This is a genomic window from Rhodococcus sp. DK176 (assembly GCF_038447315.2).
In the GTDB taxonomy this organism is placed as follows: domain Bacteria; phylum Actinomycetota; class Actinomycetes; order Mycobacteriales; family Mycobacteriaceae; genus Rhodococcus_F; species Rhodococcus_F jostii_A.
Window position 1 is genome coordinate 1,858,984 of record NZ_CP118321.2, and the last position, 23,195, is coordinate 1,882,178.

At 67.7% G+C, this 23,195-nt stretch carries 26 protein-coding genes and 1 pseudogene; 13 read left to right on the plus strand and 14 right to left on the minus strand.

Annotation, left to right across the window (positions count from 1 at the left end; translation table 11 throughout):
* Positions 1 to 11: 11 nt before the first annotated feature.
* Positions 12 to 911 carry an LLM class flavin-dependent oxidoreductase gene (locus PSR88_RS08785; RefSeq protein ID WP_011594668.1) on the minus strand — a complete coding sequence of 300 codons (900 nt, stop codon included), beginning with the start codon at positions 909 to 911 and terminating at the stop codon, positions 12 to 14.
* A gap of 133 nt (positions 912 to 1,044) precedes the next feature.
* The gene (locus tag PSR88_RS08790; protein WP_016882944.1) at positions 1,045 to 1,386 is read right to left on the minus strand and encodes a transporter; all 342 of its coding nucleotides are present in this window, start codon (positions 1,384 to 1,386) and stop codon (positions 1,045 to 1,047) included.
* A gap of 138 nt (positions 1,387 to 1,524) precedes the next feature.
* Between PSR88_RS08790 and PSR88_RS08795 the strand changes: the two genes are divergently transcribed.
* The 6 genes from PSR88_RS08795 (at position 1,525) to PSR88_RS08820 (ending at position 6,981) form a co-directional block, all read left to right on the plus strand.
* Complete coding sequence (locus PSR88_RS08795) at positions 1,525 to 1,917, plus strand: DUF3592 domain-containing protein (RefSeq protein WP_016882943.1); 393 nt, start codon at positions 1,525 to 1,527, stop codon at positions 1,915 to 1,917.
* A gap of 43 nt (positions 1,918 to 1,960) precedes the next feature.
* Positions 1,961 to 2,887: an LLM class flavin-dependent oxidoreductase gene (locus tag PSR88_RS08800; protein ID WP_016882942.1), complete on the plus strand. Its 927-nt coding sequence runs from the start codon at positions 1,961 to 1,963 to the stop codon at positions 2,885 to 2,887.
* Between the two features lie 148 nt (positions 2,888 to 3,035).
* Complete coding sequence (locus PSR88_RS08805) at positions 3,036 to 4,052, plus strand: methionine ABC transporter ATP-binding protein (RefSeq protein WP_016882941.1); 1,017 nt, start codon at positions 3,036 to 3,038, stop codon at positions 4,050 to 4,052.
* Positions 4,049 to 4,741: a methionine ABC transporter permease gene (locus PSR88_RS08810; RefSeq protein ID WP_016882940.1), complete on the plus strand. Its 693-nt coding sequence runs from the start codon at positions 4,049 to 4,051 to the stop codon at positions 4,739 to 4,741. Before PSR88_RS08805 ends, PSR88_RS08810 begins: the two co-directional genes overlap by 4 nt.
* A gap of 39 nt (positions 4,742 to 4,780) precedes the next feature.
* A complete protein-coding gene (locus PSR88_RS08815; protein WP_029539413.1) occupies positions 4,781 to 5,707 on the plus strand; it encodes a MetQ/NlpA family ABC transporter substrate-binding protein in 927 nt (308 codons plus the stop codon).
* Positions 5,707 to 6,981: an LLM class flavin-dependent oxidoreductase gene (locus PSR88_RS08820; protein WP_016882938.1), complete on the plus strand. Its 1,275-nt coding sequence runs from the start codon at positions 5,707 to 5,709 to the stop codon at positions 6,979 to 6,981. Before PSR88_RS08815 ends, PSR88_RS08820 begins: the two co-directional genes overlap by 1 nt.
* Before the next feature lie 10 nt (positions 6,982 to 6,991).
* Here the strand turns inward: PSR88_RS08820 and PSR88_RS08825 are convergent, their stop codons facing one another.
* Positions 6,992 to 7,432, minus strand: a complete 441-nt coding sequence (locus PSR88_RS08825) for a winged helix-turn-helix transcriptional regulator (protein WP_009474439.1) — start codon at positions 7,430 to 7,432, stop codon at positions 6,992 to 6,994.
* Positions 7,433 to 7,545: 113 nt separating this feature from the next.
* On the opposite strand from PSR88_RS08825, the gene PSR88_RS08830 reads away from it, so the two are divergent.
* Positions 7,546 to 8,454 (plus strand): NADP-dependent oxidoreductase, encoded by a 909-nt coding sequence (locus tag PSR88_RS08830; RefSeq protein ID WP_016882937.1) that lies wholly within the window; start codon positions 7,546 to 7,548, stop codon positions 8,452 to 8,454.
* A gap of 63 nt (positions 8,455 to 8,517) precedes the next feature.
* The gene (locus PSR88_RS08835) at positions 8,518 to 9,144 is read left to right on the plus strand and encodes a class I SAM-dependent methyltransferase (RefSeq protein WP_016882936.1); all 627 of its coding nucleotides are present in this window, start codon (positions 8,518 to 8,520) and stop codon (positions 9,142 to 9,144) included.
* A 25-nt stretch (positions 9,145 to 9,169) separates the two neighbouring features.
* On the opposite strand, the gene PSR88_RS08840 is transcribed toward PSR88_RS08835, so the two are convergent.
* Positions 9,170 to 9,436 carry a helix-turn-helix domain-containing protein gene (locus PSR88_RS08840; protein ID WP_016882935.1) on the minus strand — a complete coding sequence of 89 codons (267 nt, stop codon included), beginning with the start codon at positions 9,434 to 9,436 and terminating at the stop codon, positions 9,170 to 9,172.
* A 95-nt stretch (positions 9,437 to 9,531) separates the two neighbouring features.
* Between PSR88_RS08840 and map the strand changes: the two genes are divergently transcribed.
* Positions 9,532 to 10,320 carry a type I methionyl aminopeptidase gene (map, locus tag PSR88_RS08845; protein WP_011594678.1) on the plus strand — a complete coding sequence of 263 codons (789 nt, stop codon included), beginning with the start codon at positions 9,532 to 9,534 and terminating at the stop codon, positions 10,318 to 10,320.
* A 116-nt stretch (positions 10,321 to 10,436) separates the two neighbouring features.
* Positions 10,437 to 10,847 carry a DUF899 family protein gene (locus tag PSR88_RS08850; RefSeq protein WP_029539411.1) on the plus strand — a complete coding sequence of 137 codons (411 nt, stop codon included), beginning with the start codon at positions 10,437 to 10,439 and terminating at the stop codon, positions 10,845 to 10,847.
* 177 nt (positions 10,848 to 11,024) lie between these two features.
* Here the strand turns inward: PSR88_RS08850 and PSR88_RS08855 are convergent.
* The 4 genes and pseudogenes from PSR88_RS08855 to PSR88_RS08870 all read right to left on the minus strand — a co-directional run.
* Positions 11,025 to 12,110: pseudogene (locus tag PSR88_RS08855) on the minus strand (zinc ribbon domain-containing protein); the annotation flags it as partial.
* A 51-nt stretch (positions 12,111 to 12,161) separates the two neighbouring features.
* Positions 12,162 to 12,872 carry a GNAT family N-acetyltransferase gene (locus PSR88_RS08860; protein WP_016882933.1) on the minus strand — a complete coding sequence of 237 codons (711 nt, stop codon included), beginning with the start codon at positions 12,870 to 12,872 and terminating at the stop codon, positions 12,162 to 12,164.
* A gap of 11 nt (positions 12,873 to 12,883) precedes the next feature.
* A complete protein-coding gene (locus PSR88_RS08865) occupies positions 12,884 to 13,384 on the minus strand; it encodes a flavin reductase family protein (RefSeq protein ID WP_016882932.1) in 501 nt (166 codons plus the stop codon).
* Positions 13,381 to 13,890, minus strand: coding sequence for an NADPH-dependent FMN reductase (locus tag PSR88_RS08870; RefSeq protein WP_029539406.1), 510 nt, complete (start codon positions 13,888 to 13,890; stop codon positions 13,381 to 13,383). The genes PSR88_RS08865 and PSR88_RS08870 overlap by 4 nt, the downstream gene beginning before the upstream one ends.
* Before the next feature lie 199 nt (positions 13,891 to 14,089).
* Here PSR88_RS08870 and PSR88_RS08875 point away from each other — a divergent pair, with 199 nt between their 5' ends.
* Genes PSR88_RS08875 through PSR88_RS08885 form a run of 3 tightly spaced genes read left to right on the plus strand, consistent with a single transcriptional unit; the run spans position 14,090 to position 16,644 of the window.
* Positions 14,090 to 14,962: a MetQ/NlpA family ABC transporter substrate-binding protein gene (locus PSR88_RS08875; RefSeq protein ID WP_016882930.1), complete on the plus strand. Its 873-nt coding sequence runs from the start codon at positions 14,090 to 14,092 to the stop codon at positions 14,960 to 14,962.
* Entirely contained in the window at positions 14,963 to 15,985 is a 1,023-nt protein-coding gene (locus tag PSR88_RS08880; protein WP_016882929.1) for a methionine ABC transporter ATP-binding protein, read from the plus strand.
* Positions 15,982 to 16,644, plus strand: coding sequence for a methionine ABC transporter permease (locus tag PSR88_RS08885; protein WP_005252476.1), 663 nt, complete (start codon positions 15,982 to 15,984; stop codon positions 16,642 to 16,644). The genes PSR88_RS08880 and PSR88_RS08885 overlap by 4 nt, the downstream gene beginning before the upstream one ends.
* Positions 16,645 to 16,683: 39 nt before the next feature.
* On the opposite strand, the gene PSR88_RS08890 is transcribed toward PSR88_RS08885, so the two are convergent.
* The 6 genes from PSR88_RS08890 to PSR88_RS08915 are packed head-to-tail and all read right to left on the minus strand — an operon-like array spanning position 16,684 to position 23,195.
* Entirely contained in the window at positions 16,684 to 17,511 is an 828-nt protein-coding gene (locus PSR88_RS08890) for an ABC transporter ATP-binding protein (RefSeq protein WP_029539404.1), read from the minus strand.
* Positions 17,504 to 18,370, minus strand: coding sequence for an ABC transporter ATP-binding protein (locus PSR88_RS08895; protein ID WP_029539402.1), 867 nt, complete (start codon positions 18,368 to 18,370; stop codon positions 17,504 to 17,506). The genes PSR88_RS08890 and PSR88_RS08895 overlap by 8 nt, the downstream gene beginning before the upstream one ends.
* A complete protein-coding gene (locus PSR88_RS08900; RefSeq protein ID WP_016882928.1) occupies positions 18,360 to 19,217 on the minus strand; it encodes an ABC transporter permease in 858 nt (285 codons plus the stop codon). Before PSR88_RS08900 ends, PSR88_RS08895 begins: the two co-directional genes overlap by 11 nt.
* 6 nt (positions 19,218 to 19,223) lie before the next feature.
* A complete protein-coding gene (locus PSR88_RS08905) occupies positions 19,224 to 20,249 on the minus strand; it encodes an ABC transporter permease (RefSeq protein ID WP_009474454.1) in 1,026 nt (341 codons plus the stop codon).
* Positions 20,246 to 21,769 carry an ABC transporter substrate-binding protein gene (locus PSR88_RS08910; protein ID WP_016882927.1) on the minus strand — a complete coding sequence of 508 codons (1,524 nt, stop codon included), beginning with the start codon at positions 21,767 to 21,769 and terminating at the stop codon, positions 20,246 to 20,248. The genes PSR88_RS08905 and PSR88_RS08910 overlap by 4 nt, the downstream gene beginning before the upstream one ends.
* Before the next feature lie 34 nt (positions 21,770 to 21,803).
* Positions 21,804 to 23,195, minus strand: a complete 1,392-nt coding sequence (locus PSR88_RS08915) for an LLM class flavin-dependent oxidoreductase (RefSeq protein WP_016882926.1) — start codon at positions 23,193 to 23,195, stop codon at positions 21,804 to 21,806.

Consider the following 23,195-nt stretch of genomic DNA (forward strand, 5'->3'; position numbering starts at 1 on the left):
CGGTGGAATGCTCAGCTGACCGGGAAGGCGCTGCGGCCGCCGGACAGTACGGTCTCCGCCGTCTGCAAGCCCAGGCGGTCACGCAGGGTGCGCCGCGGGTCCTGGAGGATCGGCTCCCGCCGCACCGCGTCGAGCAGGGCGGGCAGGGTTGCCGTGGTGGCCCCTCGGAAGACCACACCGTCGGCCTCCGTCGCCAGCGTGGAACCGCCGCCGGGCGCCCAGTGCCGGTCGGTCAGTACCACCTGGTCACGGGCGGCATCGGGGTCGAAGTGCGCTCGATAGCGGCGCACCGCATCCTCGTCCGCGAGGATCACGGCGTCGGCCGTGCGCCGCGCCGCCACCAGTTCGGCCTCGTTCGCGGGGCGCCAGAACACGGGCGGCTTGCGTTGCGGTGGCTCGGGGACGTTGAGCGGGCCCGACACGGAGAACGTACCCGCATGATCGATGTAGACGATCCGCTCGGATTCCGCGAAGATGCCACGCTCGGCGTCGTCGACGATGCTGTCGGCCGGCCAGCTCTCCCACAACTTCCGGACGACCGACACGGCATCGACCGCGGCGTCCACCGGGCCCGAACCGATCAGCCATCCGGCCCTGCCGTGGGATCCGTGATCGAGCGAGCCGAGGCGGCGCGCGAGATTGAACGGGTGATCGCGGACGGGAGCACCGGCCACCACCAGTCCGACCGACGTCGTGTGGCGAGCCAGGACGGTGGCGGCCACGGTCGCATCGATCGTCGCGTGACTCGACTGCCCAGCGTCCAGGCGGTCACCGCCGAGAACGACGAAGTCGATTCCCGACTCGTCGATGCCGCGCCCGAACTCTTCTCGCCGCGCCGGCTGCCTCGGGTCGAGCAGTTCGGTGACGACTGCGGCATCGACGTGCAGTCCGACGACGGAATGTCGGCTCATGACGGTTCCCCTTTCCGCGATAGTCGTTACCTTCCCAGAGCATCGCTCACGGGACGAGCGTTGCGCTCAGCCTGATTCTGGACTGTGTCGACATGAAACTTTCTGTCCCCCATCATCAGTCACTTGCGTTCCGTCACGTGTCGTAGAACCAGGGCACGGAGTTGGCCGCGTTGCCGAAGTCGTGGATGTGCGGAGCGACGGCGAAGATCTGGGTATCCAGCAGCAGGGGGATCGTGTAGGCGCTGTCGATCACGTGATCCTGGATCTGTTCGATCAACGCGATCCGCTCGGCCCGGTCCGTCTCGGTGACCTGCGAACGGAGCAGGCCGTCGAGATACGGGTCGGTGCTTTCGAGCTGGAACAGATCCCCCTGGTCGCTGTCGTAGTTCTGGCTGCGAAGTTTTCCTGCCCGGCAACCGTAGGCCGTCGACCGCCCGTTTTCCGAGTCTTCCGCTCGTCTTGATTTCAACGACATTTCTAAATGTCTGGCGGACAGAGCTATTCGAGCCATGTTCACCTACCGGGAATCGAACGAGACGCGCAGGTTTCGTGTTCCGCTCACGCTGCGGAGAAGGCTGTACGACACACCGACGCGGGCCGTAACGTCACCCGTGTGATCACCGTCTGGATCATCGCGGGCGCGTTCCTCCTGTTCCGTGGGGTTCCGGGCGTCCTCGCGCTGTGGAGATCCCGGTCGTGGACCGGGTCCGAGTGCTCGGTCGTCGACGTTCGGCCGTCGATCACCTACTCGTATCGGGTCGGAAGCGACGAGTTCGTCGGTCAGCGGCGGACATTCGATCCCGGATCGACGCTCGGCGCCTCGCTGTCCGATGGGGGTAGGGGCGAATTCGTTGTCGGACAGTCTCTCTGGCTGTGGTATGACCCGCGGAATCCGTGGTCCAGCGTTCTCCGGCGCAGTGCGTCCGTATCGATGTTGCTGGTGATCCTGGGACTGACGTCCCTGACCCTCGCGGCATCTACCCTCTTCTCAGGAGATACCCCTTGACATCACGACAGCAGACCCACGAATCGACAACGGGAGACCTCCGATGAGTGTGATCCAGCGCAGTAGGACCTTCCATGGGCTCGCACTCGGTGAGCGTCTGCTCGTCGACGCCATTCGCCGCGGCCGGATCGACGAACTCGGCGCATTCATCACCCGCACGGGCGCGGACTTCGTCCTGCTCGGCGTCGAGCGGGTGTCGCGGACCGCTCCCCGGCCCACCGCCGCCCTGTCGCCCAGCGTGTCCGCCGCAGCACTGATCGCCGCCACCGACGACGTCGGTGTGTTCGTCACCGCGGTTCCCCACCTCGACCACCCGTACAACCTGGCTCGCCGGCTCGCATCGCTCGATCACACCAGCCGCGGCCGGGTCGGCTGGCTCACCGGTGTGGAGGACCGATCGGCGCCGGGAAACCTGGCTTCGGCGGGGGTGTGGATCGATGCCGGACCGAGTCCCGCAGCCACGACCGATGCGATCCACGCCTCCCGCACGCTGTGGGAGAGCTGGCCGGCCGACACGATCCGTGGACGCCCGCACGACGTGCGTTTCGCGGATTCCGACCGGATCGTCTACGCCGACCACCGCGGGGTCTTCGACATCGCCGGCCCCCTCAACGTCCCCACCCCGCCGCAGCAGAAGATTCCCGTCGCGTGGTGGGCGCAGGACGGCGACGACATCGTCTCCGCCGCCGAGGTTTCCGACATCGTCGTGCTGGACGGCAGCCAGGTCGACCGTCACGGGCAGGCTGTGCGCGAACGCGCCTTGCTGTTCGTCGTCGACGATCCCGACGCCACCGAGGTGGACGGTCACATCGCGACCGTCACCGACCTCGACGCCGGGTTCGCCGCGTGGCCGAGGCCGGCGCGGCCCCGCGGGTACCGGCAGCGGTCGCTCCGGGCGACGCTGCGGCTGCCCGATCCGGCGCCGGCGCCGGCGCACCGCCGTCCCGTCTATCCGGGCGCGCAGAACTAGCCGCCCTTCCGATCAAGTCGATTCTTAGGCATGACTTTCCGTTTACTCACGCCTATCGTTTCGGAAATCCACCGGCCCGTCCGCGGGCCGGGATTTTCCGTCCCGACGGCCGACCCGAGGTGCCGTCATCCGACACAGGTGGTTCAGCATGATCGAAGTCCGTTCCGTCACGAAACGATTTGGGAAGGGATCCCGTTCCGTCGAAGTGCTCCACGACATCGACTTCTCCGTCGGCACCGGCCAGATCGCGGCGGTGATCGGCCAGAGCGGTGCGGGCAAGACCACGCTGTCGCGCATCATCAGCCTGCTGGAGCGCCCGTCCGAGGGTCGCATTCTGCTCGACGGCACCGACGTCTCGGGACTGTCCGAACGCCGGCTCCGGGATCAGCGTCGCGCGATCGGCACGATCTTCCAGGCGTCGAGCCTCCTCGCCCGTCGCACGGCTGCCGAGAATGTGGCCCTGCCTCTCGAATTCGCCGGTGTGGGCCGCTCCGAGCGGCGGGCACGGGTGGCGGAACTGCTCGAGCGGGTGGGATTGTCCGACAAGGCCGACCTCTACCCCCGGCAGCTGTCCGGCGGGCAGCGGCAACGGGTGGGGATTGCCCGCTCGCTGGCACTCGCTCCGAAGGTCCTGGTGTCGGACGAGGCGACGTCGGGGCTCGATCCCAGTACCACGCGATCGATCCTCGCGTTGCTGCGCGAACTGCGCGACGACCTCGGGCTGACGATCGTGCTGATCACCCACGAGATGGATGTCGTCCGGCAGGTCGCGGACGTCGTCACCGTCCTCGAGGCGGGGCGGGTGGTGGAATCGGGCCCGGTGATCGAGCTCCTCCGCAATCCGCACTCCGAACTCGGCGTCGGGCTCCTCCCCGATCGTTCCCACATCACCGCGGAGGACCGGGACGTGCTCTGGCACGTCACCTACGGCTCCGACACCGTCCCCACCAACTGGATCGAGCTTCTCGGCAAGGCCACAGGCCGGTCGATCGGCGTGCTGTCCGGGACCGTGGAATCGGTCGGCGGGCGACCGGCGGGGCGGGTCACCATCTCGGTGGCCGGTGAGCATCCGTCCGTCGGCGACCTGCTGTCGTCGTGGGGCCTGCACGGAACCCGGGTCGACGACGACGCATCCGCGCGCACCACCGAGGAGGCCGCGGCATGAGCGCCCCGGGCAGTGTCGTTCTCGCCATCTCGACTCCGGTCGAGGAACTTCCCGAGCTGTTCCTCCCCGCCCTGCAGCAGACCGTGCAGATGGTCGGGATCACGGTGATCCTGGCGATCCTGCTGGGCACTCCGCTGGCGGTCATCCTGCACAACACCGCTCCCCGCGGGCTGTTCCCCAACCCGGCGGTCAACGCGGTGGCGGGCTGGGTGGTCAACCTCGGTCGATCATTACCCTTCCTGGTGCTGATGGCCGCCATCATTCCGTTCACCCGGTTCGTCGTCGGCACCTCGCTCGGGGTGCAGGCGGCGGCGGTTCCGATGACGCTGGCCGCGACACCGTACGTCGCGCGGTTGATCGAGAATTCGCTGCGGGACGTTCCCCCCGAAGTGGTGGAAGTGGGCCGGGCCTCGGCCGGGTCGAATTTTCAGATCATCCGCAAAGTGCAACTCCACGAGGCGGTTCCGACCATCGTCGGCGCTCTGACCATCGCGCTGATCGGCATCCTCGACATGTCGGCGATCGCGGGAGCGGTGGGCGCAGGTGGCATCGGCAACCTCGCCATTGCCTACGGCTACAACCGATTCGACAACACCGTGATGATCACGACGGTCATCGCTCTCGTGGTACTGGTCCAGGTCATCCAGCTCGTCGGCGATCTGGCCGCCCGCCTCACCAACCGGCGCTGAGCCTTCCTTCACATTCACCCAGATCAGAGGACAACACTCATGACGACTCGACCCCGCTCGGTGACGCGCGCCCGTGCTGTGGCGGCAGGCGGACTGACGGCCACCCTGCTTCTCCTCCTCACCGCGTGCGGCGCGGCCGGGGGCAACGACCGAACCGAGGGTGACGGCCCGCAGACCACGTTCAAGATCGGATACACCGCCGGATCGATCCTGGACGAGAAGCTCGCCAAGGAAGTCGCGAAACTCGCCCCCGACCACGGCATCACCGTCGAACCCGTGCAGATCGAGGATTCGAAGCTCAAGAATCTCGCGGTCTCCCAGGGCGACATCGACGCCAACCACAGCCAGCATCAGGAGTGGATGCGCGTGCAGAACGAGGACGGCAACCTCGGACTGTATGCGGCCGGAGACTGGTACGTCCTCAAGTTCTCGGGATATTCCGAGAAGTACGGCAAGCTCGAGGATCTCCCGAAGGGCGCGAAGGTCGCCATCCCCGACGACCCGTCGAATCAGGTGCAGGCACTGCAGACCCTGCAGGACCTCGGCCAGCTGACCCTGAAGGACGGTGTCGACCCGTCGCGCGTGACCATCCGCGACGTGAAGGACAACCCGAAGTCGTTCGAGTTCACCGAGGCCGCGCTTGCGCAGTTGCCGCGCACGCTGCCCGACGTCGACCTGGCACTGGGCTGGCGGTCCAACTTCGACCTCGCCGACGTCCCCGACGACAAGATCGTCTTCAACGCCCCCGCGTACGAGTTGTACTGGATCGAGGTCGTCATCAACGAGAAGAACAAGGACAACCCCGACTTCGCGCCGCTGCTCGACACCTACCACGACCCGCGGATCGGCCAGCTCATCGACAGCGACCCGTTCTTCTCCCGGGTGGCGCAGAGCATCGAGTCGGCGCGAGCCACCGACCGCAGCCAGACCAACGTCGACGGCGCGGCCGCGAAGCCGGCCGGCTGATGCCCGCGCAACGAGAGGTCATCCTCAACGTCAACGTGCTGGACGTGGGTTTCCACCCGTCCGCGTGGCGGGCTCCGGACCTGCACCCGACGTCGTTCATCGACCCGAACTACTACACCGAGGTCGCGAAAATCGCCGAGCGCGGCACCCTCGACGCGCTGTTCCTCGCGGACGGTCCTGCGCTCCGCGAGGATCCCGCCGTCAAGCCGACGCGGGCCCTCGAACCCACCATCGTGCTCGGGGTGGTGGCGAGCGCGACGGAGCACCTCGGGCTGATCGGCACGGCGTCGACGACGTTCAACGATCCGTTCGATCTGGCGGACCGATTCCTCTCCCTCGACGTCGTGTCCGGCGGACGGGTGGCGTGGAATGTGGTGACCACGTTCCACGCCGCGACCGCCCACAACTTCGGTCTCTCCCGGATTCCCGACCGCGAGTCGCGGTATCGCCGGGCCACGGAGTTCGTGGACGTCGTCACCGCGCTGTGGGAATCGGCGACGACCCGGGTCCCGGTGCACCACGACGGGGAGTACTTCCACGTTCACGGCGCACTGCCCGTGCCGCCGTCGCCGCAGGGCCACCCCCTGCTCGTGCAGGCCGGCGGCTCCCCGCAGGGCCGCGCGCTGGCAGGACGCAGCGCCGACGCGGTGTTCTCGGCGGAGCTCACGCTCGACGCCGGGCGTCAGCACTACCGGGACGTGAAGGATGTCGCCCGCGCAGCCGGTCGGGATCCCCAGGCGGTGAAGATCCTTCCCGGGCTCGTCACGGTGGTGGGTAGCACCGAGACCGAGGCGATCGCCCGGTACGAGGACTGGGAATCCAAGGCCGCCGACGGTTTCTCCGCCGAACGGCTCGGCGGCATGCTCGGCGTCGACCTGAGCTCGCTCGACCCGGACCGGCCGATCCCGGAGGAGTTGCTCCTCGCCCCGGTCGATCCGTCGTTCTCCGGCTCGCTCGGGTTCCGGGAGGCCGTCGTGCGGCTGGCACTCGAGAGCCGGTACTCGGTGACCGAACTGCTTCGCAAGGCGGGCGGCTTCGGCCACCGGCTGGTCGTCGGCTCACCCGAACAGATCGCCGACACCATCGAGGAATGGTTCCTGGCGCGCGCGGCGGACGGATTCAACCTGATGCCGGACGGATTTCCCTCCGGGCTCACCGATTTCGTCGATCACGTCGTGCCGATCCTCCGCGCGAAGGGGATCTTCCGGTACGAGTACGCCGAATCCACCCTCCGCGAACGCTTCGAGGGTGCTCCGCTCCCCGTGAGCGGTTAGGTTCAGCGCGCTAGCCGACGCGGGTGTCGTACGTGTTTCTGTTGGCGAGCACCTCGTCCATATGCGCCTCCGCCCACGCCTTGATCCCGCGGATGACGGAGTGGAGCGAGAGCCCGAGGTCGGTCAGCTCGTAGGTGACCGTGACAGGCACGGTCGGCGTCACCGTGCGGGTGAGCAGGCCGTCGCGTTCGAGGGAGCGCAGCGTCTGGGTGAGCATCTTCTGGCTGACTCCGGCCAGCCGGCGGGACAGCTCCGAGTAACGCATCCGCCGCGGCTCGCCGGCGCAGTCTTCGCCCGGGTGTGGGCCGTCGCTGCCCAGCGCGGCCAGGACCAGCGTCACCCACTTGTCGGAAATCCGGTCGAGGAGCTGGCGGCTGGGACAGGTCGCCAGGAACGCCTCGTACTCCACCTTCGCGTGCGCCCGCTCCTGGGCCGCCGTCGTTGTCGGCATCGACCGCTCCTTCCCGTGCGGTGACATACGCACTCTGAAGTGCGTACTTCCCATTGGAGAGTAACCTCTCCATCGTGGAGATGCAGCACCAATCCGGGTCCACAGGAGGCAACATGTCCACCACCTTCCGCACCGCCATCGTCCGCACCCCCGGCGGTCCCGACTCCATCGAGATCATCGACGTACCCGTCGTCGAGCCCGGGCCGGGCCAGGTCCGGGTCGAGATCGCGGGGGCCGCGGTCAACCCCGTCGACCTGGCGCTGACCGCCGGGGTGTTCCACCGGCTCGGGCTGATCGACCAACCCGACCACACCGGCCTGGGCTGGGACTTCGCCGGAACCGTCACCGCGGCTGGTCCGGACGTGGACATCCCGGTCGGCGGCCGCGTCGCGGGGCTGGTCGCCGGGTTCGACCGCGACTTCGGCACGTACGCCGAGCAGCTGATCGTCGCGGCGAGCGACACCGCTCGCGTGCCGGACGGCCTCGACCTGGCCACCGCCGCAACGGTTCCGCTCAACGGCCTCGCTGCAGACCAGCTGGTCGATCTGCTCGGTGACGGTGGCGGCCGGAGCCTGCTGGTGACCGGGGCCGCGGGAGCGGTCGGGGCGTACGTCGTGACGCTCGCCCAGGACCGCGACTGGCGGGTCACCGGACTCGCCCGCGCCGAAGACGAGAAATTCGTGCGCGGCCTCGGTGCCGACTTCACCACGCAGACAGCGCGCGCCTGGGACGCGGTAGCCGACTGCGCCGCACTCCAGGAACAGGGCCTCACACTGGTTCGCGACGGCGGCCTCTTCGTCGGCGTGCAGCCGGGCGCGGCGCCGGCCGAGGAACGCGGCGTCACCGTCCGGGTGCTGGTGGCGCAGCCCGACGGTGCCCGGCTCGCCCAGCTCCTCGACTCCACCGCGAGCGGCCACCTGCCGGCGCGGGTGCACGCCGTCGTACCGCTCGATCGGGTGGCCGACGCCCACCGCGCGGTCGCGCGGGGCGGCGTACGCGGGAAGTACGTCCTTCAGCCCTGATCTTCGCCATCCCGGCCGCAACGTTCCAGGGATGGCGCTCGACTTTCCGCAATGATTGACGGCATGGAGAACACGAGCGCCGCACCATGCGGCACCGTCCGCGAGTCCTACTCGGCCAGAGCCCAGGAGTACACGGACCTCTTCGGCTCCATGACTTCGACACACCCCTCCGATCGGGCCCTGGCGAGCAGCTGGGCCGCCACCCTGACAGGTCCCGTCCTCGACGCCGGGTGTGGTCCGGGGCAGTGGACGGACTTCTTGGCCGAGTGCGGACTGGCGGCGAGCGGGATCGATCTGGTTCCCGAGTTCGTCGAACGAGCTCGCCTGCAGTATCCCGACCTCTCCTTCGACATCGGCGGCTTCGAGACAGTGGACGCCGCGGACGAATCACTCGGTGGTGTGCTGTCGTGGTACTCGCTCATTCACCACAGTCCGCAGGACATCCGGACTCCGCTCGCCGAGTTCGCGCGCGTGATTCGGCCGGGCGGCGGGCTGTTGGTGGGCTTCTTCGACGGAGCAACCGTAGAGGCTTTCGACCACGCCGTGACCACTGCCTATCGGTGGCCGGTGGCGGAACTCGGCCAGGAGTTGGTCACGGCCGGCTTCGAGGTGATCGAGACCCATACACGAACGGGGAGCGGCCACAGGCCGCACGGCGCAATCACCGCACTCCGGCAGCACACCCTGTGAGACCCCTTCTCGGACTGGAGAATTGCTACCCGGTTTGCCGGAGGCCGGTACGGGCAAGGCAGATGTCGGCAAGCTCGTCGAGCGACAGGGGAAGCACCCGGGCGAGGGCCGCGACGGTCGTGAATGCGGGTGTCGCCATCCGCCCGGTCTCGATCTTGCGCAGAGTCTCCGGGGAGATCCCCGCCTCCTGCGCAACCTCGGCGAGGGTGCGATCACCGCGCGCCTGCCGTAGCTGGTGACCGAGGCGCTTACCTGCGGCCAGCTGTTCCGGAGTCAGAGGAAGACGCACCATGCGAGCAGTCTAACTCCGCAGCGGTATGAAAATACCTACACACCGTCTAGAGTGGTATTTTAATACCGATTTTGGCCTATCAGGAGGAGTAGTTGGTGCTGGAACTGAAAACACCACGGGAGATCGCTGCGATGGACGTCACCGGCACGTTCATCGCCGAGTTGCTCGACGATCTCGAACACCGCGCGGTCCCGGGAGTGAATCTGCTCGAGCTCGAAGAACGCGCCCGCCAGTTGATCGCCCAGCGCGGCGCGACGTCGTGCTACTGGGACTACGCGCCGTCGTTCGGGCGCGGACCGTTCCGCAACGTCATCTGCCTGTCGGTCAACGACGCTGTACTCCACGGCCTGCCGCACGATTACGTGCTGCAGAACGGGGACCTGCTGAGCATGGATATCGCCGTGTCCATCGACGGGTGGGTCGCCGATTGTGCCCGCAGCATCATCGTCGGTGATCCACGACCCGAGGACGAACGCCTCATCGCAGCCACCGAGAAGGCCCTGACAGCCGGCATCGCCGCCGCGGTACCCGGCAACCGGCTGGGCGATATCTCTGCCGCGATCGGCGCGGTCGCCGCCGAGTACGGGTACCCGGTCAACACCGAGTTCGGTGGTCACGGGCTCGGGCGAACCATGCACGAGGATCCGCACGTGTCGAACACCGGACGGGCGGGCCGGGGACTCACACTGCGCCCGGGGCTGACGCTCGCCCTCGAACCGTGGTTCGCCGCCGGCACGGACAAGATCGTCTACGACCCCGACGGGTGGACCATCCGCTCGGCGGATGGATCGCGCACCTCGCACAGCGAACACACCATCGCGATCACCGACGGCCCGGCGCTCGTGCTGACGCGCCGCGAACACGTCGCGGCATCTGCACTGTGATCAGTGGCGTCAGCGCCCGGTGGCGCCGAGGTCGTCGGAGCGTCCGGATTCCAGCGGGACCATTGCGCTGTGGGCCGTCCGTCGGTGCGCATGATTTCCCTCGTGCCGGGCTCCCAATGCTGGGGCCAACCGCTCGGCGAGTCCTCCCACTTTTCCTGACGGCCGTACGCGGTCATGTCGAGCAACCCGTACGTCGGAGCCATCGGTTCCAGACCGACGCGGCGAGCACGGACTGGCCGCAGATCGCGATCCTGGACCCCGCCACCGGTCTGGTCGGCCCGCACGGGCCGGTCCCGCTGCTGGACGTGTTCGAGGGCCGCAGCCAGTTGATCGCGTACTTCCACATGTGGCACGCCGGCCACCACGCGGCCGAACAATGTGAGGGCTGCACATTCTTCAACGGAACCCCTGAACCTGGGGATATCTGCGACAGGACAACAGGGTGTTCGAGACGTTCTGCAAGGAGAACGTGGACGATGACCGATCTGATGGAGTTGTTCCGGCACTGGCATGCCGGCCGGTCCTAGCTGCAGATCTCGACGGCCCTGGGAATCGACCGCAAGACCATCCGGAATACCTGGCACCCGCGTTGGCGGCCGGACTGACGCCGGCAAGGGCGGCAAGTTCGACGAGGCGCTCTGGCGGGAGCTGATCGCCGGGTAATTCCCGGAGGTCGGCGACCGGCAGATCCTCCCACCAAGCGTCTACATAGATCTCATACTTCCTACCACTGACGTGGCTGGCGTGGGAGATGTATGTACTTCACGGCTACCCGTAACTCGCTGCGGTGTTGCGGGTTCTACCGTGTCCCACACCGACGCTTGTGGCGCAGGAACAATCTTTATCTGGTTCACCCCCACCGGCGGTGTCGCGGCGGGAGCACTACGACGGACACGGCGATGCCGCGGCCGGCTCGGAGTGGGACTCTTCTTGTCGCGGCATCGGCGCACCGGCGCATGCTCGATCACCCGGATCTGCGGATTCGCCCCGCGCTTCCGAATGACTTGTCCGCGCCCCAGCAATGCCCGTTTGGCCAGGTTCACGGCCGCCACATGGTCACGATTTCCGCCGACTGTGCACCGCACACACCAGGCCCGGCGGTAACCACCCGGCCGCGTGAGCGGTTCGTCGCAGCCCGGACACAACGCCGAGGATCCGCGCGCGGGCACGGACACCACCGTCACACCGACACCGGCGACGGTGTGGGTGAGAGCGTCGACGGCTTTGCGGCGGGCTGATTGCGCTGCCCGATTGTTGTTCACGCGCCCGTGCCCGCGGGTTTCGAGGGTGGTGAGGTCTTCCACCGCGATCACCGTCGCCCCCGCCGCGGCGGCGTAGTCGGTGACCTGGCGGCCGAAGTGAAACGCCATTTCCCGGTTGACCTTTCCCCGTTTGACGCCGACAGCGGTTCGGTGCCCGTCGAGGACGGCGATCTTCGCGTCGAGTTGTGCTCGGACCTCGGGGGGTGCGGTCGCGGCCAGCTGGGTCAAGCGAGCAGCTTTGCGGTGCAGCAGTTGACCTTCGGTCTGTAGGCGGGCCAGCTTGATCCCGAGGCCTCGGTCGTCGTAGGTCCAGCCCCGGTAATTCGACGACAACCCGGCCGGGTCCTCTGCCACGATGGCAGCGGCACCGAGTGTGGACGGGGACCAGTCCACGCCCACCGCCGTCGTTCCCGATCTCATATCCGCGGCGGGGACCGTGTCGGTGGCGGTGAGGTGTGCGAGTTGTCGATCCGCTGCGGAAAGCCGAGCCATCGCCGAGGTCTGGGGTGGCAGATCAGTAGCACGTACTTCATACCTGCGATTTTGCCCGACCGGTGTCACGGCGGGCGCCGGATCGGCCTACGCCGGCGTCCGGACGACGGTGAGCGCGGACTGCCGGCGCAGGGTGAAGCCGAGGCTTTCGTACAGGCGGATCGCCGTCGTGTTCACCTGCGCGGCGTGCAGGAACGGTCTTTCCCCGCGGGCGCGGATCCCTGCTCCGACGGCGCGCACCAGCCGGGCACCGAATCCGCGTCCCCGGAAACGCTCGTCGGTGCAGACCGCGCTGATCTCCGTCCACCCGGGTGGATGCAACCGCTCGCCCGCCATGGCCACCAGTTGGCCGTCGACACGAAAACCGAGATACGTCCCCATCTCGATGGTCCGCGGAAGATACGGTCCGGGCCGGGTGCGGCCGATCAGGTCCAGGATCTCGGGGACATCCGACGCGCCGAGAACGTCGGCATCCGGGTCCGGTGCGACGTCCAGTGCGGTGCCGTCCATCTGCACCAGGCCGAACGAGTCCACGACCTCCCAGCCCTGAGGCGGGGTGTGCCCGAATCCGCGTAGCGCGGCCGTCGCCGACGGCCCGAGCAGTGCCGCGAGATCCGCCCAGTCCTCGTCCACCAATGTCGCCGGATGACCGATGTGCGGCGCGACGTCCGGGTGGTACCGCGCCACCCTGCCGGACCATTTGGCGAAATGCGCGTGCTTACCGCGCAGGGATTCACGGATGGCGTCGTCCAGGGGATGAACGTCCGTATCGGCCGGCGCCGTCAGTTCAGTGGTCATCTCACCCCGTGTCAGGACGCGACGGTGCGCAACCAGCGGAACCGGCTGCGGTGGAACACGATCGGCTCGATCTCCGACTGCACCCTCAGTTCGTTGATCCGCAGGACCACGATCGCGTGATCTCCCGCGGGCACCTGCTGGGTGACGGTGGTGTCCAACCACACCGACGCTCCGTCGATGAACAGCGCTCCGCCGTCGGTGGTTTCGGTGTCGAGGCCCGCGAACCGGTCGCCGGTCTTCGCGGCCAGCACACGGGCGGCGGCGTCGTGCGCCTCACCGAGCACGCTGATCCCGACGTGGGCGAGGCGCTCGAGTTTCGGCCACGTGGTGGACGTGTTCTGCACGCAGAACGCGACCAGCGGCGGCTCCAGCGACACGGGCACGAACGTGCTCGCCGCCATCCCGACGCGCTCACCGTCGACTTCGGCGCAGACGGCGACGACGCCGCTCGGGAAATGTCCGAACGCCTCCCGGAGCGAAGTCTTGTCCAGTGTGCCGTCTGCCTGCGTCATGAGAGTTCCGTCCGGGTCCGGGCCGCCGCGGTGAGGATCGAACCCCACCGCTCGGCGTAGTCGGCGATGCGCGTGTCGGTCGTGTAGGTGGTGTCGATGAGGTACAAACCGGGAGCGGGGGCCGTTGCGCCGAGTTCGACGAGCACCGGCTTGAGCAGCAGGTCCGGCGCCATGGCGTGCGCAGGCCCGGCCCCGAGCATCAGCGGCACCACCACGACGTCCTTCAGGCCGTCTCCGGTCGCGAACTGGTCGAGGAACAGCTTCAGCACGCCGGTGTACGACGCCTTGAACGTCGGGCTGGCGAACACGACGAGGTCCGACGACGCCACCGTCTCCACGGCCGCCGCGACCTTGTCGTCACCCCATCCGAGCAGACCCGCACCGAGTTCGATCACGTCGACCGTGGAATCCGCGGCGGCACCCGTGACCGCGGTCGCGACCAGACCGGCTGCGTCCAGCGTCCGTGAACCGGGCTTGGGATTGCCCGCCACTACCGTTACCTTCATTGCTTCATCACCTCTCGCGTGTCTACCCCGCCACCCTAGAGCACTTGGTGGTTCCGGTCGAATACTGTAGGGCAGGAACGGAAGTCGCGACACGAACCTTCGAATCACGGCGATCCAAACCATTCCGCGCGGCGCCCGGAGGCGCTACCTTGCCAGTGGCCACACTCCGTGGTCATCCGATCGATCGTGGGGATTTTCCGTGAAGTTCAGCCGTTCTCTCGCCCTTGCCGCCGTTCCACTCCTGGCGGCACTGACTGCGTGCTCCGGTGGATCCGGCAGCGCCGACGGCGACACGGTCCGGATCGGAACCACCGAGGCCAGTGACCGCTCGTGGGAGATCTTCGAGGACAAGGCGAAGGATGCGGGTATCACGCTCGACGTCGTGAACTTCTCCGACTACTCGCAGCCGAACATCGCCCTGTCGCAGGGGCAGATCGACGCCAATCTCTTCCAGCACCTGCAGTTCCTCGGCGAGTACAACACCGGCGCGGACGACGACCTCACCCCGATCGGCGCCACCCAGATCGTGCCGCTCGGCCTGTACTCGCAGAAGCACCAGAGCCTCACCGACATTCCGCAGGGCGGCGAGATCGCGATCCCCAACGACCCCAGCAACCAGGCTCGTGCCCTGTTCGTGCTGAAGGGCGCCGGCCTGCTCACGCTGACCGGCGACAACCCGTCCCCCACTCCCGCCGACATCGACACGGCTGCGTCCAAGGTGAAGGTGACCCCGGTCGACGCCGCCCAGACGGCGCTGTCGCTCGCATCCGTCGACGGCGCGATCGTCAACAACACGTTTCTCGAGCGTTCGGGCATCGACCCCCAATCGGCTCTCTACAAGGACGACCCGTCCAGCCCGGCCGCCGAGCCGTACATCAACACGTTCGTCACGCGCGCCGAGGACAAGGACAACGCGACGTACCTCGAACTCGTGAAGATCTGGCACGACCCCGAGATCCAGGCCGCCGTGCGCGAGGAGTCGAAGGGAACGTCCGTCGAGGTGGAACGCGACGGCGCCCAACTGCAGCAGATCCTGTCGCGGGTCGAAGAGGGAATCCGTTCGGCCAAGTAGATGACACCGATCGTCCGATTCGAATCCGTCACGAAAACCTTCTCTTCGGGAAAGAAGACGCTCACCGCTGTCGACGCCGTGGATCTCACCATCGAGAGGGGTGAGATCTTCGGGGTCATCGGCTACTCGGGGGCCGGGAAGAGCACGCTGGTTCGGCTGATCAACGGCCTGGAACGCCCGACGAGTGGGCGCGTCGTCGTCGACGACGTCGACATCACCGCGCTGTCGGAATCGAAACTCCGGCACGTGCGCGCGAAGATCGGAATGATCTTCCAGCAGTTCAACCTGTTCCGCTCGCGGACCGTCGCCGGGAACGTCGCCTACCCCCTCGTCGTGGCCGGCTGGCCACGACAGAAGCGCCGCGAGCGCGTCGCCGAACTCCTCGAGTTCGTGGGCCTCTCCGACAAGGCGCGGGCCTACCCCGACCAGCTGTCCGGCGGACAGAAGCAGCGTGTCGGGATCGCCCGCGCGCTCGCGACGTCGCCGGACCTGCTGCTCGCCGACGAGTCCACCAGCGCCCTGGACCCGGAGACCACACAGGACGTACTCCGCCTGCTCCGCAAGGTGAACCGGGAACTCGGGGTCACCATCGTGGTGATCACGCACGAGATGGACGTCGTCCGGGCCGTCGCGGATCGTGTCGCCGTGCTTGCGGAGGGTCGCGTCGCGGAACTGGGCACGGTGTTCGACGTCTTCTCCGAACCCCAGGCGCCGGCGTCGAAGAGCTTCGTGAGCACGATCCTGCGCAACCGCCCGGAGCCCGCCGACCTGGAACGGCTGCGGTCGCGTTTCGGTGGCCGGATCGTCACCGCCGACGTGCGGGACGGCAGCCGGATCGGCGACGTCCTCTCCGACGCGGGCGGGCACGGCGTCCGGTTCGAGATCGTCTACGGCGGCATCACCACCCTGCAGGACCGCTCGTTCGGCAGTCTCACACTCGAACTCGTCGGTCCGGACGACGGCGTCGACGACGTGATCCGCCGGTTGCGGACCGTCACCGACGTCGAGGAAGTACAGGCATGACCACGAACTGGGACAAGCTGCGCCCCGTACTGTTCGAATCCATCGGCACCACCATCTACATGGTGGTGATCACTCTGGTGGTCGGCGGGCTGATCGGGCTCGTGGTGGGCACGCTGCTGTACGCCACGCGGAAGGGCGGGATTCTCCAGAACACGGCCGCCTACACGGTGCTGAACATCCTGGTGAACATCGTCCGGCCGATTCCGTTCATCATCCTGCTCGCCGCACTGGGGCCCGTGACCCTCGCCGTGGTGGGCCGGACCATCGGAACCGAGGCCGCGATCTTCGTGATGATCATCGCGTCGTCGTTCGCCATCGCACGCATCGTGGAACAGAATCTGGTGACCGTCGACCCCGGCGTGATCGAGGCTGCCCGCGCGATGGGCGCGGGACCCCTGCGGATCATCGTCACCCTGCTGATCCCGGAAGCCCTGGGCCCGTTGATCCTCGGCTATACGTTCGTTCTCATCGGCATCGTCGACATGTCCGCGATGGCGGGGACGATCGGCGGCGGCGGGCTCGGCGACTTCGCCATCGTCTACGGTTATCAGCGATTCAACTGGCAGGTGACCCTCGTCGCCACCCTCGTCATCATCCTGCTCGTCCAGGCCTCCCAGTTCTTCGGCAACTGGCTGGCGCGAAAGGCGCTGCGCCGCTGACCCGTGAGTACTTGTCAACCGCGGGCGGTTAACAAGTACTCACGGGAGGCGGAGCCTCAGTTCGCGGCGACGTTCCCGCGTCACCGCGCCACCGCTCAACGTGGGAGCAGATCCGACGAGGAGCGCGGTGTAGGGGTGCTGGGGATCGGAGATCACCTGGTGCGTGGGGCCGTCCTCGACGATGTTGCCGCGGTACAGCACGACGATCCGGTCGACCAGCGCCGCGACCGCCGCGAGGTCGTGCGAGATGAACAGCTGAGCGAGTTGCCGCGAGTGCCCGAGTTCGGTGAGCAGCTTCAGGATCTGGATGCGGTTGACCGAGTCGAGGGCGCTGACCGGTTCGTCGAGCAGCAACAGCGCCGGATCGAGGACGAGGGCCCTTGCGATCGCGATCCGCTGGCGCTGCCCACCCGACAGGTCGGCGGGAATCCGCGCCGCGATGTCGGCGGCGAGTCCGACACTGCTCAGTACCGCTGCCACCCGCGATTGCACGACGCCGCGGTCGAGTCCGCCCCGCACGAGCAGTCCCTCGGCGATCGACTCGCCCACCGGAACGTCCGGATCGAGGCTCAGCAGCGGATCCTGGAACACGTATTGCACGGTCCCCGTGCGGCGGTGCGCCCTGCGGTGCGCCGTGGACAGGTCGTCGACGCGCTGCCCGCGGATCTCGATCGTTCCGGACGTGGGAGTGATCAGACCGAGAATCGTGCGGGCCAGTGTCGTTTTCCCGGAGCCGCTTTCACCGATGAGTCCCACCTTCTCACCGGCATCGATGGTCAGGTCGACGCCGTGCAGGATCTGCTTGCGGGCCCCGCGGGCCCCGCGCTCCACCCGGACGGCGGTCATGCGCAGCAACGACTCAGACACGAGCCGCCTCCTTTCCGGTGATCGACTCGAGCCCGTACTCCCGATGGTTCTCGACGAGTTGGCGGGTGTACTCGTGCCGCGGCGCCGTGAGCAGGTCCTCCGCACGCCCGGACTCGACGACGGCGCCGTCCCGCATCACGATCACGCTGTCGCAGACCTGAGCCACCACGGCGAGGTCGTGGGAGACGAGGACGAGGGCGAGGCCCAGTTCGTCACGCAGGTCCTCGAGGAGGTCGAGCACCTCGGCCTGAACGGTGACGTCCAGGGCAGTGGTCGCCTCGTCCGCTATCAGGAGTTCCGGTTCCGCGGACACCGCGATCGCGATGAGCACCCGCTGGAGCATTCCCCCGGACAGTTCGTGCGGGTATTGGCGGTACACGGTGTCGGCGTCGTTCAGCCCCATCTTCCGTAACAGTTCGACGCCGCGCCGCCGGGCGTCCGCGCGCGACAGCCCGAGGGTCGACCGGAGTGCCTCGGCCAGTTGTTCACCGACCCGGATGGACGGGTTCAGATAGGACGCCGGGTCTTGGAACACCGCCGAGATGCGGGTACCCCGCAGCGGCCGCCAGTGTTTGCGACCGAGGTCGGTGAGTTCGATGCCGTCGAAATCGATCGAGCCTGCGGTGACGCCGATTCCGCCGGGCAGGATTCCGAGGATGGCCCGGCAGGTCAGCGACTTACCGCTGCCCGATTCGCCGACGATCCCGAGGGCTTCGCCGCGCGCGAGGGAGAAGTCGACGCCGTGGACCAGTTCGGTTCCGTCGTCGAGTGCGATGCGCAGATCGCTCACGGTGAGCACCGGCGTGCCGGGACGGGTGGTTGCGGGTGCCGACGTGGCATCCAGTGTGTCAGTGGACATCCGAGGTGACCTCCTGTTTCCTGCGGGCGCGTCGTTGGGGTCGGCCGGTCGCATCCCGCACCGCGTCGGCGATGGCGTTGAGTGCCCATACGGTGGCCACGATCAACAGGGCGGGCACGACCGGGCCGACCGGAACCTGGTAGAGGTACTGCAATCCGCTGGCGAGGAGTCCGCCCCAGGTCGGGTCCGGCGGAACGACGCCGATCCCGAGGAACGTCAGCGAAGACACGATGACGAGGCTGGCTCCGGTCATCGCCGCGAACGTCACCCCCACCGCCGGCAGCACCTTACGCACGGCGTGGCGACGGATGATCCAGGACGTGTCGGCCCCCATCAGTTCGGCGGCCTCGACGTACTGGGAGTTCGCCACCGTCAGCGCCGCGGCACGGGTGACCCGGTAGAACGCGGGGGCGATGAGGATGCCGACCGCGAACATCGCCTGCGCGAGCCCGTTTCCGAGCAGCGCGGTCATCGCGACGGCGAACACGAGGAACGGCAGCGTGATGAGCGCATCCATCAAGCGGAGGGTGAACCATTCCACGCCGCGCCCGAGGTACACCGACAGGAAGCCCGGGATGACGCCGAGCAGGAATCCGACCACGACGCACTGCACTGCGGACAGCACCGACACGGTCGAACCCGCCAGCAGCCGGCTGAACACGTCCCGTCCGACGTTGTCCGTCCCGAGCCAGTGAGTTCCGCTCGGGCCCTGCAGGATTGCCGACGTGTCCTGCTCGAGCGGGTCGAACGGCGCGAGGGCGGGCCCGAAGACCGCGAGCACCACGATCAGCCCGAGAACGACCACCGCGGCGCGAGCGGAGTGATAGCGCAGGATTGCTGTGAGCATGGGATTTCAGTCTCTCCGCTTGGTTGCCGGCTGCAGCGCGCTCTGCGCGATGTTGACGACGATGTTGCAGAACAGCACGAACACGATCGCCACGACGAGCGTTCCCTGGACGATGGGAACGTCTCCGCGCAGCGCGGAGTCGGCGGCGAGGCGACCGAAGCCGGGCATGGAGAACATGGTCTCCATCACGACGGCGCCGCCGATGAGCGTGGGGATCTTCATACCCAGGATGGACAGCGCGGGACCGCTGCCGTTGCGCAGTGTGTGCACGAACAGGATCCGGGCCGGACCGATGCCCCGGACCACCGCGCCGGTGACGTAGTTCTGGTCCAGCTCCGCGACCAATCCGGTGCGGAGTTGTCGCGCGATGTCGGCGACGACGTCCATACTCAACGCGATCGCGGGCATGATGATCAGCGACAGCCAGCGGCCGAAGTCCTCGTCCGGCGGGACGTACCCGGCCGACGGCAGCCAGCGCAACCCGACGCTGAGGACGAGGATCAGTCCGATCGAGATGACGAACGGCGGCAGCGTCGAGGCCACCGACGTGTAGGCGGTGACCAGCCGGTCGAGCAGGCTGCCCTTGTAGACGGCGGCGAGCACCCCGAGTCCGACGCCGAGGACGAGTCCGATGACCAGAGCGACACCGGCGATCGACGCGCTGACGGCCAGCCGCTCACCGATCAACTCGCTGACCGGGATCTTGCTGAACCACGAGACCCCGAGGTCTCCGCTCAGCATGCTCGACATCCAGTCGACGTACTGCTGCCAAACCGGCTTGTCCAGCCCGAACTCGGCGTTGATGCGGGCGATCGTCTCCGGGGTCGCGGCGTCGCCGGCGATCCCGGCGGCCGGATTCAGCCCGCTGGCCGCCCCGAGCAGGAAGGTGATCAGGGTGGAGAACAGGAAGACCGGGACCACGATCAGCACGGTGCTCAGCACGACCCGCAGCGCCGTGCCGAGCGCACCCGCCGGCACCGGGAGAGCGAATGTTCTCCCGGTGCCGGCGGCCTGGACGTCTGCGGTGGTCACGAGACCGTGACGCCTTCCCACCGCACCTGGGACGGCAGGATGTTCAGGTTCTTCAGGTCCGGGTTGGACACGATGATCCACGGATTGCTGAAGATGTAGTTCGTCGGCGACTGCTCGACACCGACCTTGACGGCCTGCCACAGCCGCGGCTTGTACTCCGGGTCCTCGAGGGGCGTGCGACGGACGGCGTCGAGCGCGGCGGTGAACTCCGGCGACGCGTGCGGGCCGCTGAGGTTCATGATGCCTTCCGGACCGTAGACGGCGAGCAGGTTCTGCACCGGGGATTCACGCCCGATGGTGCCGTCCGTCGCCAGCTGCGGGTTCTTCGCGATGTAGACCTCGCTCTGCCACGTCGACGATCCCGGCGGCACCACCTTGATGGTGGACTCGACGCCGATCTTCTTCAGCTGCGACTGCACCAGCTCTGCCCGGTTGGTGGCCGCCGACTGCGCGGTGATCTCGATCGACAACTGTCCGGGTCCGTATCCCGCCTCGGTGAGGAGACGAGATGCCTTGTCGGGGTCGTAGTTCCAGAGCTTTTCGATCTCGGGATTGAACGCGAGGTACCCGTCGGGGAACGGCTGGCTCGTCGTGCTGCCCAACCCGTTCGTGATGACGTCGACGAAGGCCTGGCGGTCGAATGCGTAACGGAACGCCTCGACGACCTTCGGATTGTCGAACGGGGCCTTGTTGAGGTTGATGGAGACGTCGTTCGCGGCCAGCGACGGCTTCACGGTGACATCGAGACCGGCGGCCTCGGCTTCCTTGGACTGCAGGGCCGGTAGCGTCGCGAAGTCGATGGAGCCGGACTGGACACCGGCGACGAGTGTGGCCGGGTCCGGGGCGACGCTGAGTTCGAAGTGGTCGATGTGGATGTTGTCGGCGTCCCAGTAGTTCGGGTTCTTCTCGAAGTACGCGTGGTCCTCGGCGACGAAGTCGGTGATCGTGAAGGGACCGGCACCGACGGGCCACACACTGAGCTTCTGCGGGTCGGCGGCCGCGGTCGGGCTGGCGATGGCCCCGGTACGCCCGGCGACCAGGTAGGGGATCTGGTAGTCGGCGTCGGCCAGGTGCAGTGTGACGTCGGTGGCGCTGTCGGCCGTGACCTCGGTGACGCCGGCGAGCTGATCGCGGAGGAACGAGTCGTCCTGGATCTTGCCGCGGTCGAAGAACGCCTTCACCGCCTGGGCGTCGAGGGTGGTCCCGTCGGAGAACGTCAGACCGTCACGCAGGGTGAAGGTCACGGCGGTGCCGTCGGCGTTGTACTTCCAGCTCTCGGCGAGCGACGGCTCCACGTTGCCCTCGGCGTCGAGCCGGGTCAGCGACGCGTACGCGAGGCTGATCGTGTTGATGTCGTTTCCTGTCCGGCTCGTCACCGGATCCCAGGAGGTGGGGAGGCTGAACGCCCACTTGACCTCGGCGCCGTCCGAGCTGCTGCCGCCGCCGCACGCGGTGGCGACGAGCCCGACGATCACTCCGAGTACTACGGCGCCGACGATCCGCCGGCTCTTCTTGCTCACTGGGTGCTCCTGACCATGCAAAGGGGGTGGTGATTCAGACGCTCGCGGACAGCGATGCGGTGGTGCCGGGCAGCGGGGCGGGGTCGATTCCCTCACGCCGCGCGCGGGTGTAGCGGTTCTCCGCGAAGGGCAGACCGAGGTTGCCGCGCAACGTGTTCTGCTCGTAGTCCTCCCGGACGACGCCACGCTCGCGCAGGATCGGCAGCACCTCGTCGACGAAGCGCTGGAACTGTGCCGGGTGGCCGATGTGGATGTTGATGCCGTCGAGGGCATGGCCGTCCAGCCAGCGTTGCAGTTCGTTCGCGACGGTCTCGGCGCTGCCCGTGAACGGCGACGTCTTCGGTGCGCTGAGCGCCTCGACCGTCTGCCGCAGTGTCAGCCCGCGGTCGGCGGCGAGGTCGGCGATCTTCTTCGCCTGCGTGTAGAAGCTGCGCTCGGCGTGCTGCAGTGCCTCGGCGGGGAACGGCGCGTCGAGGTCGTACTGCCGGAAGTCGTGCCAGCCGAAGGGTCGGCCCAGTTCCCGGAGCGACTTTTCGAAGTCGTTGTCCGCCAGCTGGGTTGCGCGTTCGATCTCGCGGGCATCGGCGTCGGTGTCGCCCACGGTGACGGTGACTCCCGGCAGGATCACGATGTCCTCGGGAGCGCGCCCGTAGGCCGCGGCGCGGGTCTTGATGTCGGCGTAGAACGCCGCTCCCGCCTCGAAACTCGGCGCGTGCGTGAAGATCCCGTCGGCGATCCGCGCCCCGAGGTCGCGGCCCTGATCGGAGTCACCGGCCTGGAAGATCACCGGCTGCCCCTGCCGGGAGCGTTCGATGTTGAGCGGGCCCACCACCGAGAAGTGCTCACCCCGGTGGTCGAGGGTGTGCAGTTTGTCCGCGTCGAGGAAGCGGCGGGCCTCCCGGTCGCGCGGGAACGCGTCGTCCTCGTAGGAGTCCCACAGAGCCTTGACGACCTCGACGTGTTCGAGGGCCCGGCCGTAGCGGGTGGCGTAGTCGTAATGCTCCTCGAGGCCGTAGTTTCCGGCGGTACCCGAGTCGCCACTGGTGACCACGTTCCAGCCGGCACGGCCGCGGCTGATCAGATCGAGGGACGCGAACCGTCGCGCGAGGTTGAACGGCTGGTTGAACGACGTGGTCAGTGTGCCGACGAGCCCGATGTGTTCGGTGGCCACCGCGAGCGCCGACAGCAGCGTCAGCGGCTCGAGCCGGTTCAGGTAGTGCGGGGGCGAGTCGGGGGTGATGAACTGGCTGTCGACGATGAACACGAGATCGAACCGCGCCTGCTCGGCCAGCCTCGCGTACCGGATGTACCAGTCGATGTCGACGCTCGCGTCGGCGGGAATCTCCGGGTCCAGCCAGGTGTACGGGTGCCCTGGCCCACCCGTGGGGGTGAGGACAGCTCCCAATTTCAGTTGCCGTCTCGTCAT

Excerpts from the sequence above, each read along its gene's own strand:
- PSR88_RS08800 (WP_016882942.1), top strand. The coding sequence starts at position 1,961 with ATGAGTGTGATCCAGCGCAGTAGGACCTTCCATGGGCTCGCACTCGGT.
- PSR88_RS08885 (WP_005252476.1), top strand. The coding sequence starts at position 15,982 with ATGACCACGAACTGGGACAAGCTGCGCCCCGTACTGTTCGAATCCATC.
- PSR88_RS08850 (WP_029539411.1), top strand. The coding sequence starts at position 10,437 with ATGCTGGGGCCAACCGCTCGGCGAGTCCTCCCACTTTTCCTGACGGCC.
- PSR88_RS08895 (WP_029539402.1), bottom strand. The coding sequence starts at position 18,370 with ATGTCCACTGACACACTGGATGCCACGTCGGCACCCGCAACCACCCGT.
- PSR88_RS08900 (WP_016882928.1), bottom strand. The coding sequence starts at position 19,217 with ATGCTCACAGCAATCCTGCGCTATCACTCCGCTCGCGCCGCGGTGGTC.
- PSR88_RS08825 (WP_009474439.1), bottom strand. The coding sequence starts at position 7,432 with ATGCCGACAACGACGGCGGCCCAGGAGCGGGCGCACGCGAAGGTGGAG.
- PSR88_RS08865 (WP_016882932.1), bottom strand. The coding sequence starts at position 13,384 with ATGACGCAGGCAGACGGCACACTGGACAAGACTTCGCTCCGGGAGGCG.
- PSR88_RS08785 (WP_011594668.1), bottom strand. The coding sequence starts at position 911 with ATGAGCCGACATTCCGTCGTCGGACTGCACGTCGATGCCGCAGTCGTC.
- PSR88_RS08820 (WP_016882938.1), top strand. The coding sequence starts at position 5,707 with ATGCCCGCGCAACGAGAGGTCATCCTCAACGTCAACGTGCTGGACGTG.
- PSR88_RS08815 (WP_029539413.1), top strand. The coding sequence starts at position 4,781 with ATGACGACTCGACCCCGCTCGGTGACGCGCGCCCGTGCTGTGGCGGCA.
- PSR88_RS08860 (WP_016882933.1), bottom strand. The coding sequence starts at position 12,872 with ATGACCACTGAACTGACGGCGCCGGCCGATACGGACGTTCATCCCCTG.
- PSR88_RS08870 (WP_029539406.1), bottom strand. The coding sequence starts at position 13,890 with ATGAAGGTAACGGTAGTGGCGGGCAATCCCAAGCCCGGTTCACGGACG.
- PSR88_RS08810 (WP_016882940.1), top strand. The coding sequence starts at position 4,049 with ATGAGCGCCCCGGGCAGTGTCGTTCTCGCCATCTCGACTCCGGTCGAG.
- PSR88_RS08805 (WP_016882941.1), top strand. The coding sequence starts at position 3,036 with ATGATCGAAGTCCGTTCCGTCACGAAACGATTTGGGAAGGGATCCCGT.
- PSR88_RS08915 (WP_016882926.1), bottom strand. The coding sequence starts at position 23,195 with ATGACGAGACGGCAACTGAAATTGGGAGCTGTCCTCACCCCCACGGGT.
- PSR88_RS08830 (WP_016882937.1), top strand. The coding sequence starts at position 7,546 with ATGTCCACCACCTTCCGCACCGCCATCGTCCGCACCCCCGGCGGTCCC.
- PSR88_RS08840 (WP_016882935.1), bottom strand. The coding sequence starts at position 9,436 with ATGGTGCGTCTTCCTCTGACTCCGGAACAGCTGGCCGCAGGTAAGCGC.
- PSR88_RS08790 (WP_016882944.1), bottom strand. The coding sequence starts at position 1,386 with ATGTCGTTGAAATCAAGACGAGCGGAAGACTCGGAAAACGGGCGGTCG.
- PSR88_RS08880 (WP_016882929.1), top strand. The coding sequence starts at position 14,963 with ATGACACCGATCGTCCGATTCGAATCCGTCACGAAAACCTTCTCTTCG.
- PSR88_RS08835 (WP_016882936.1), top strand. The coding sequence starts at position 8,518 with ATGGAGAACACGAGCGCCGCACCATGCGGCACCGTCCGCGAGTCCTAC.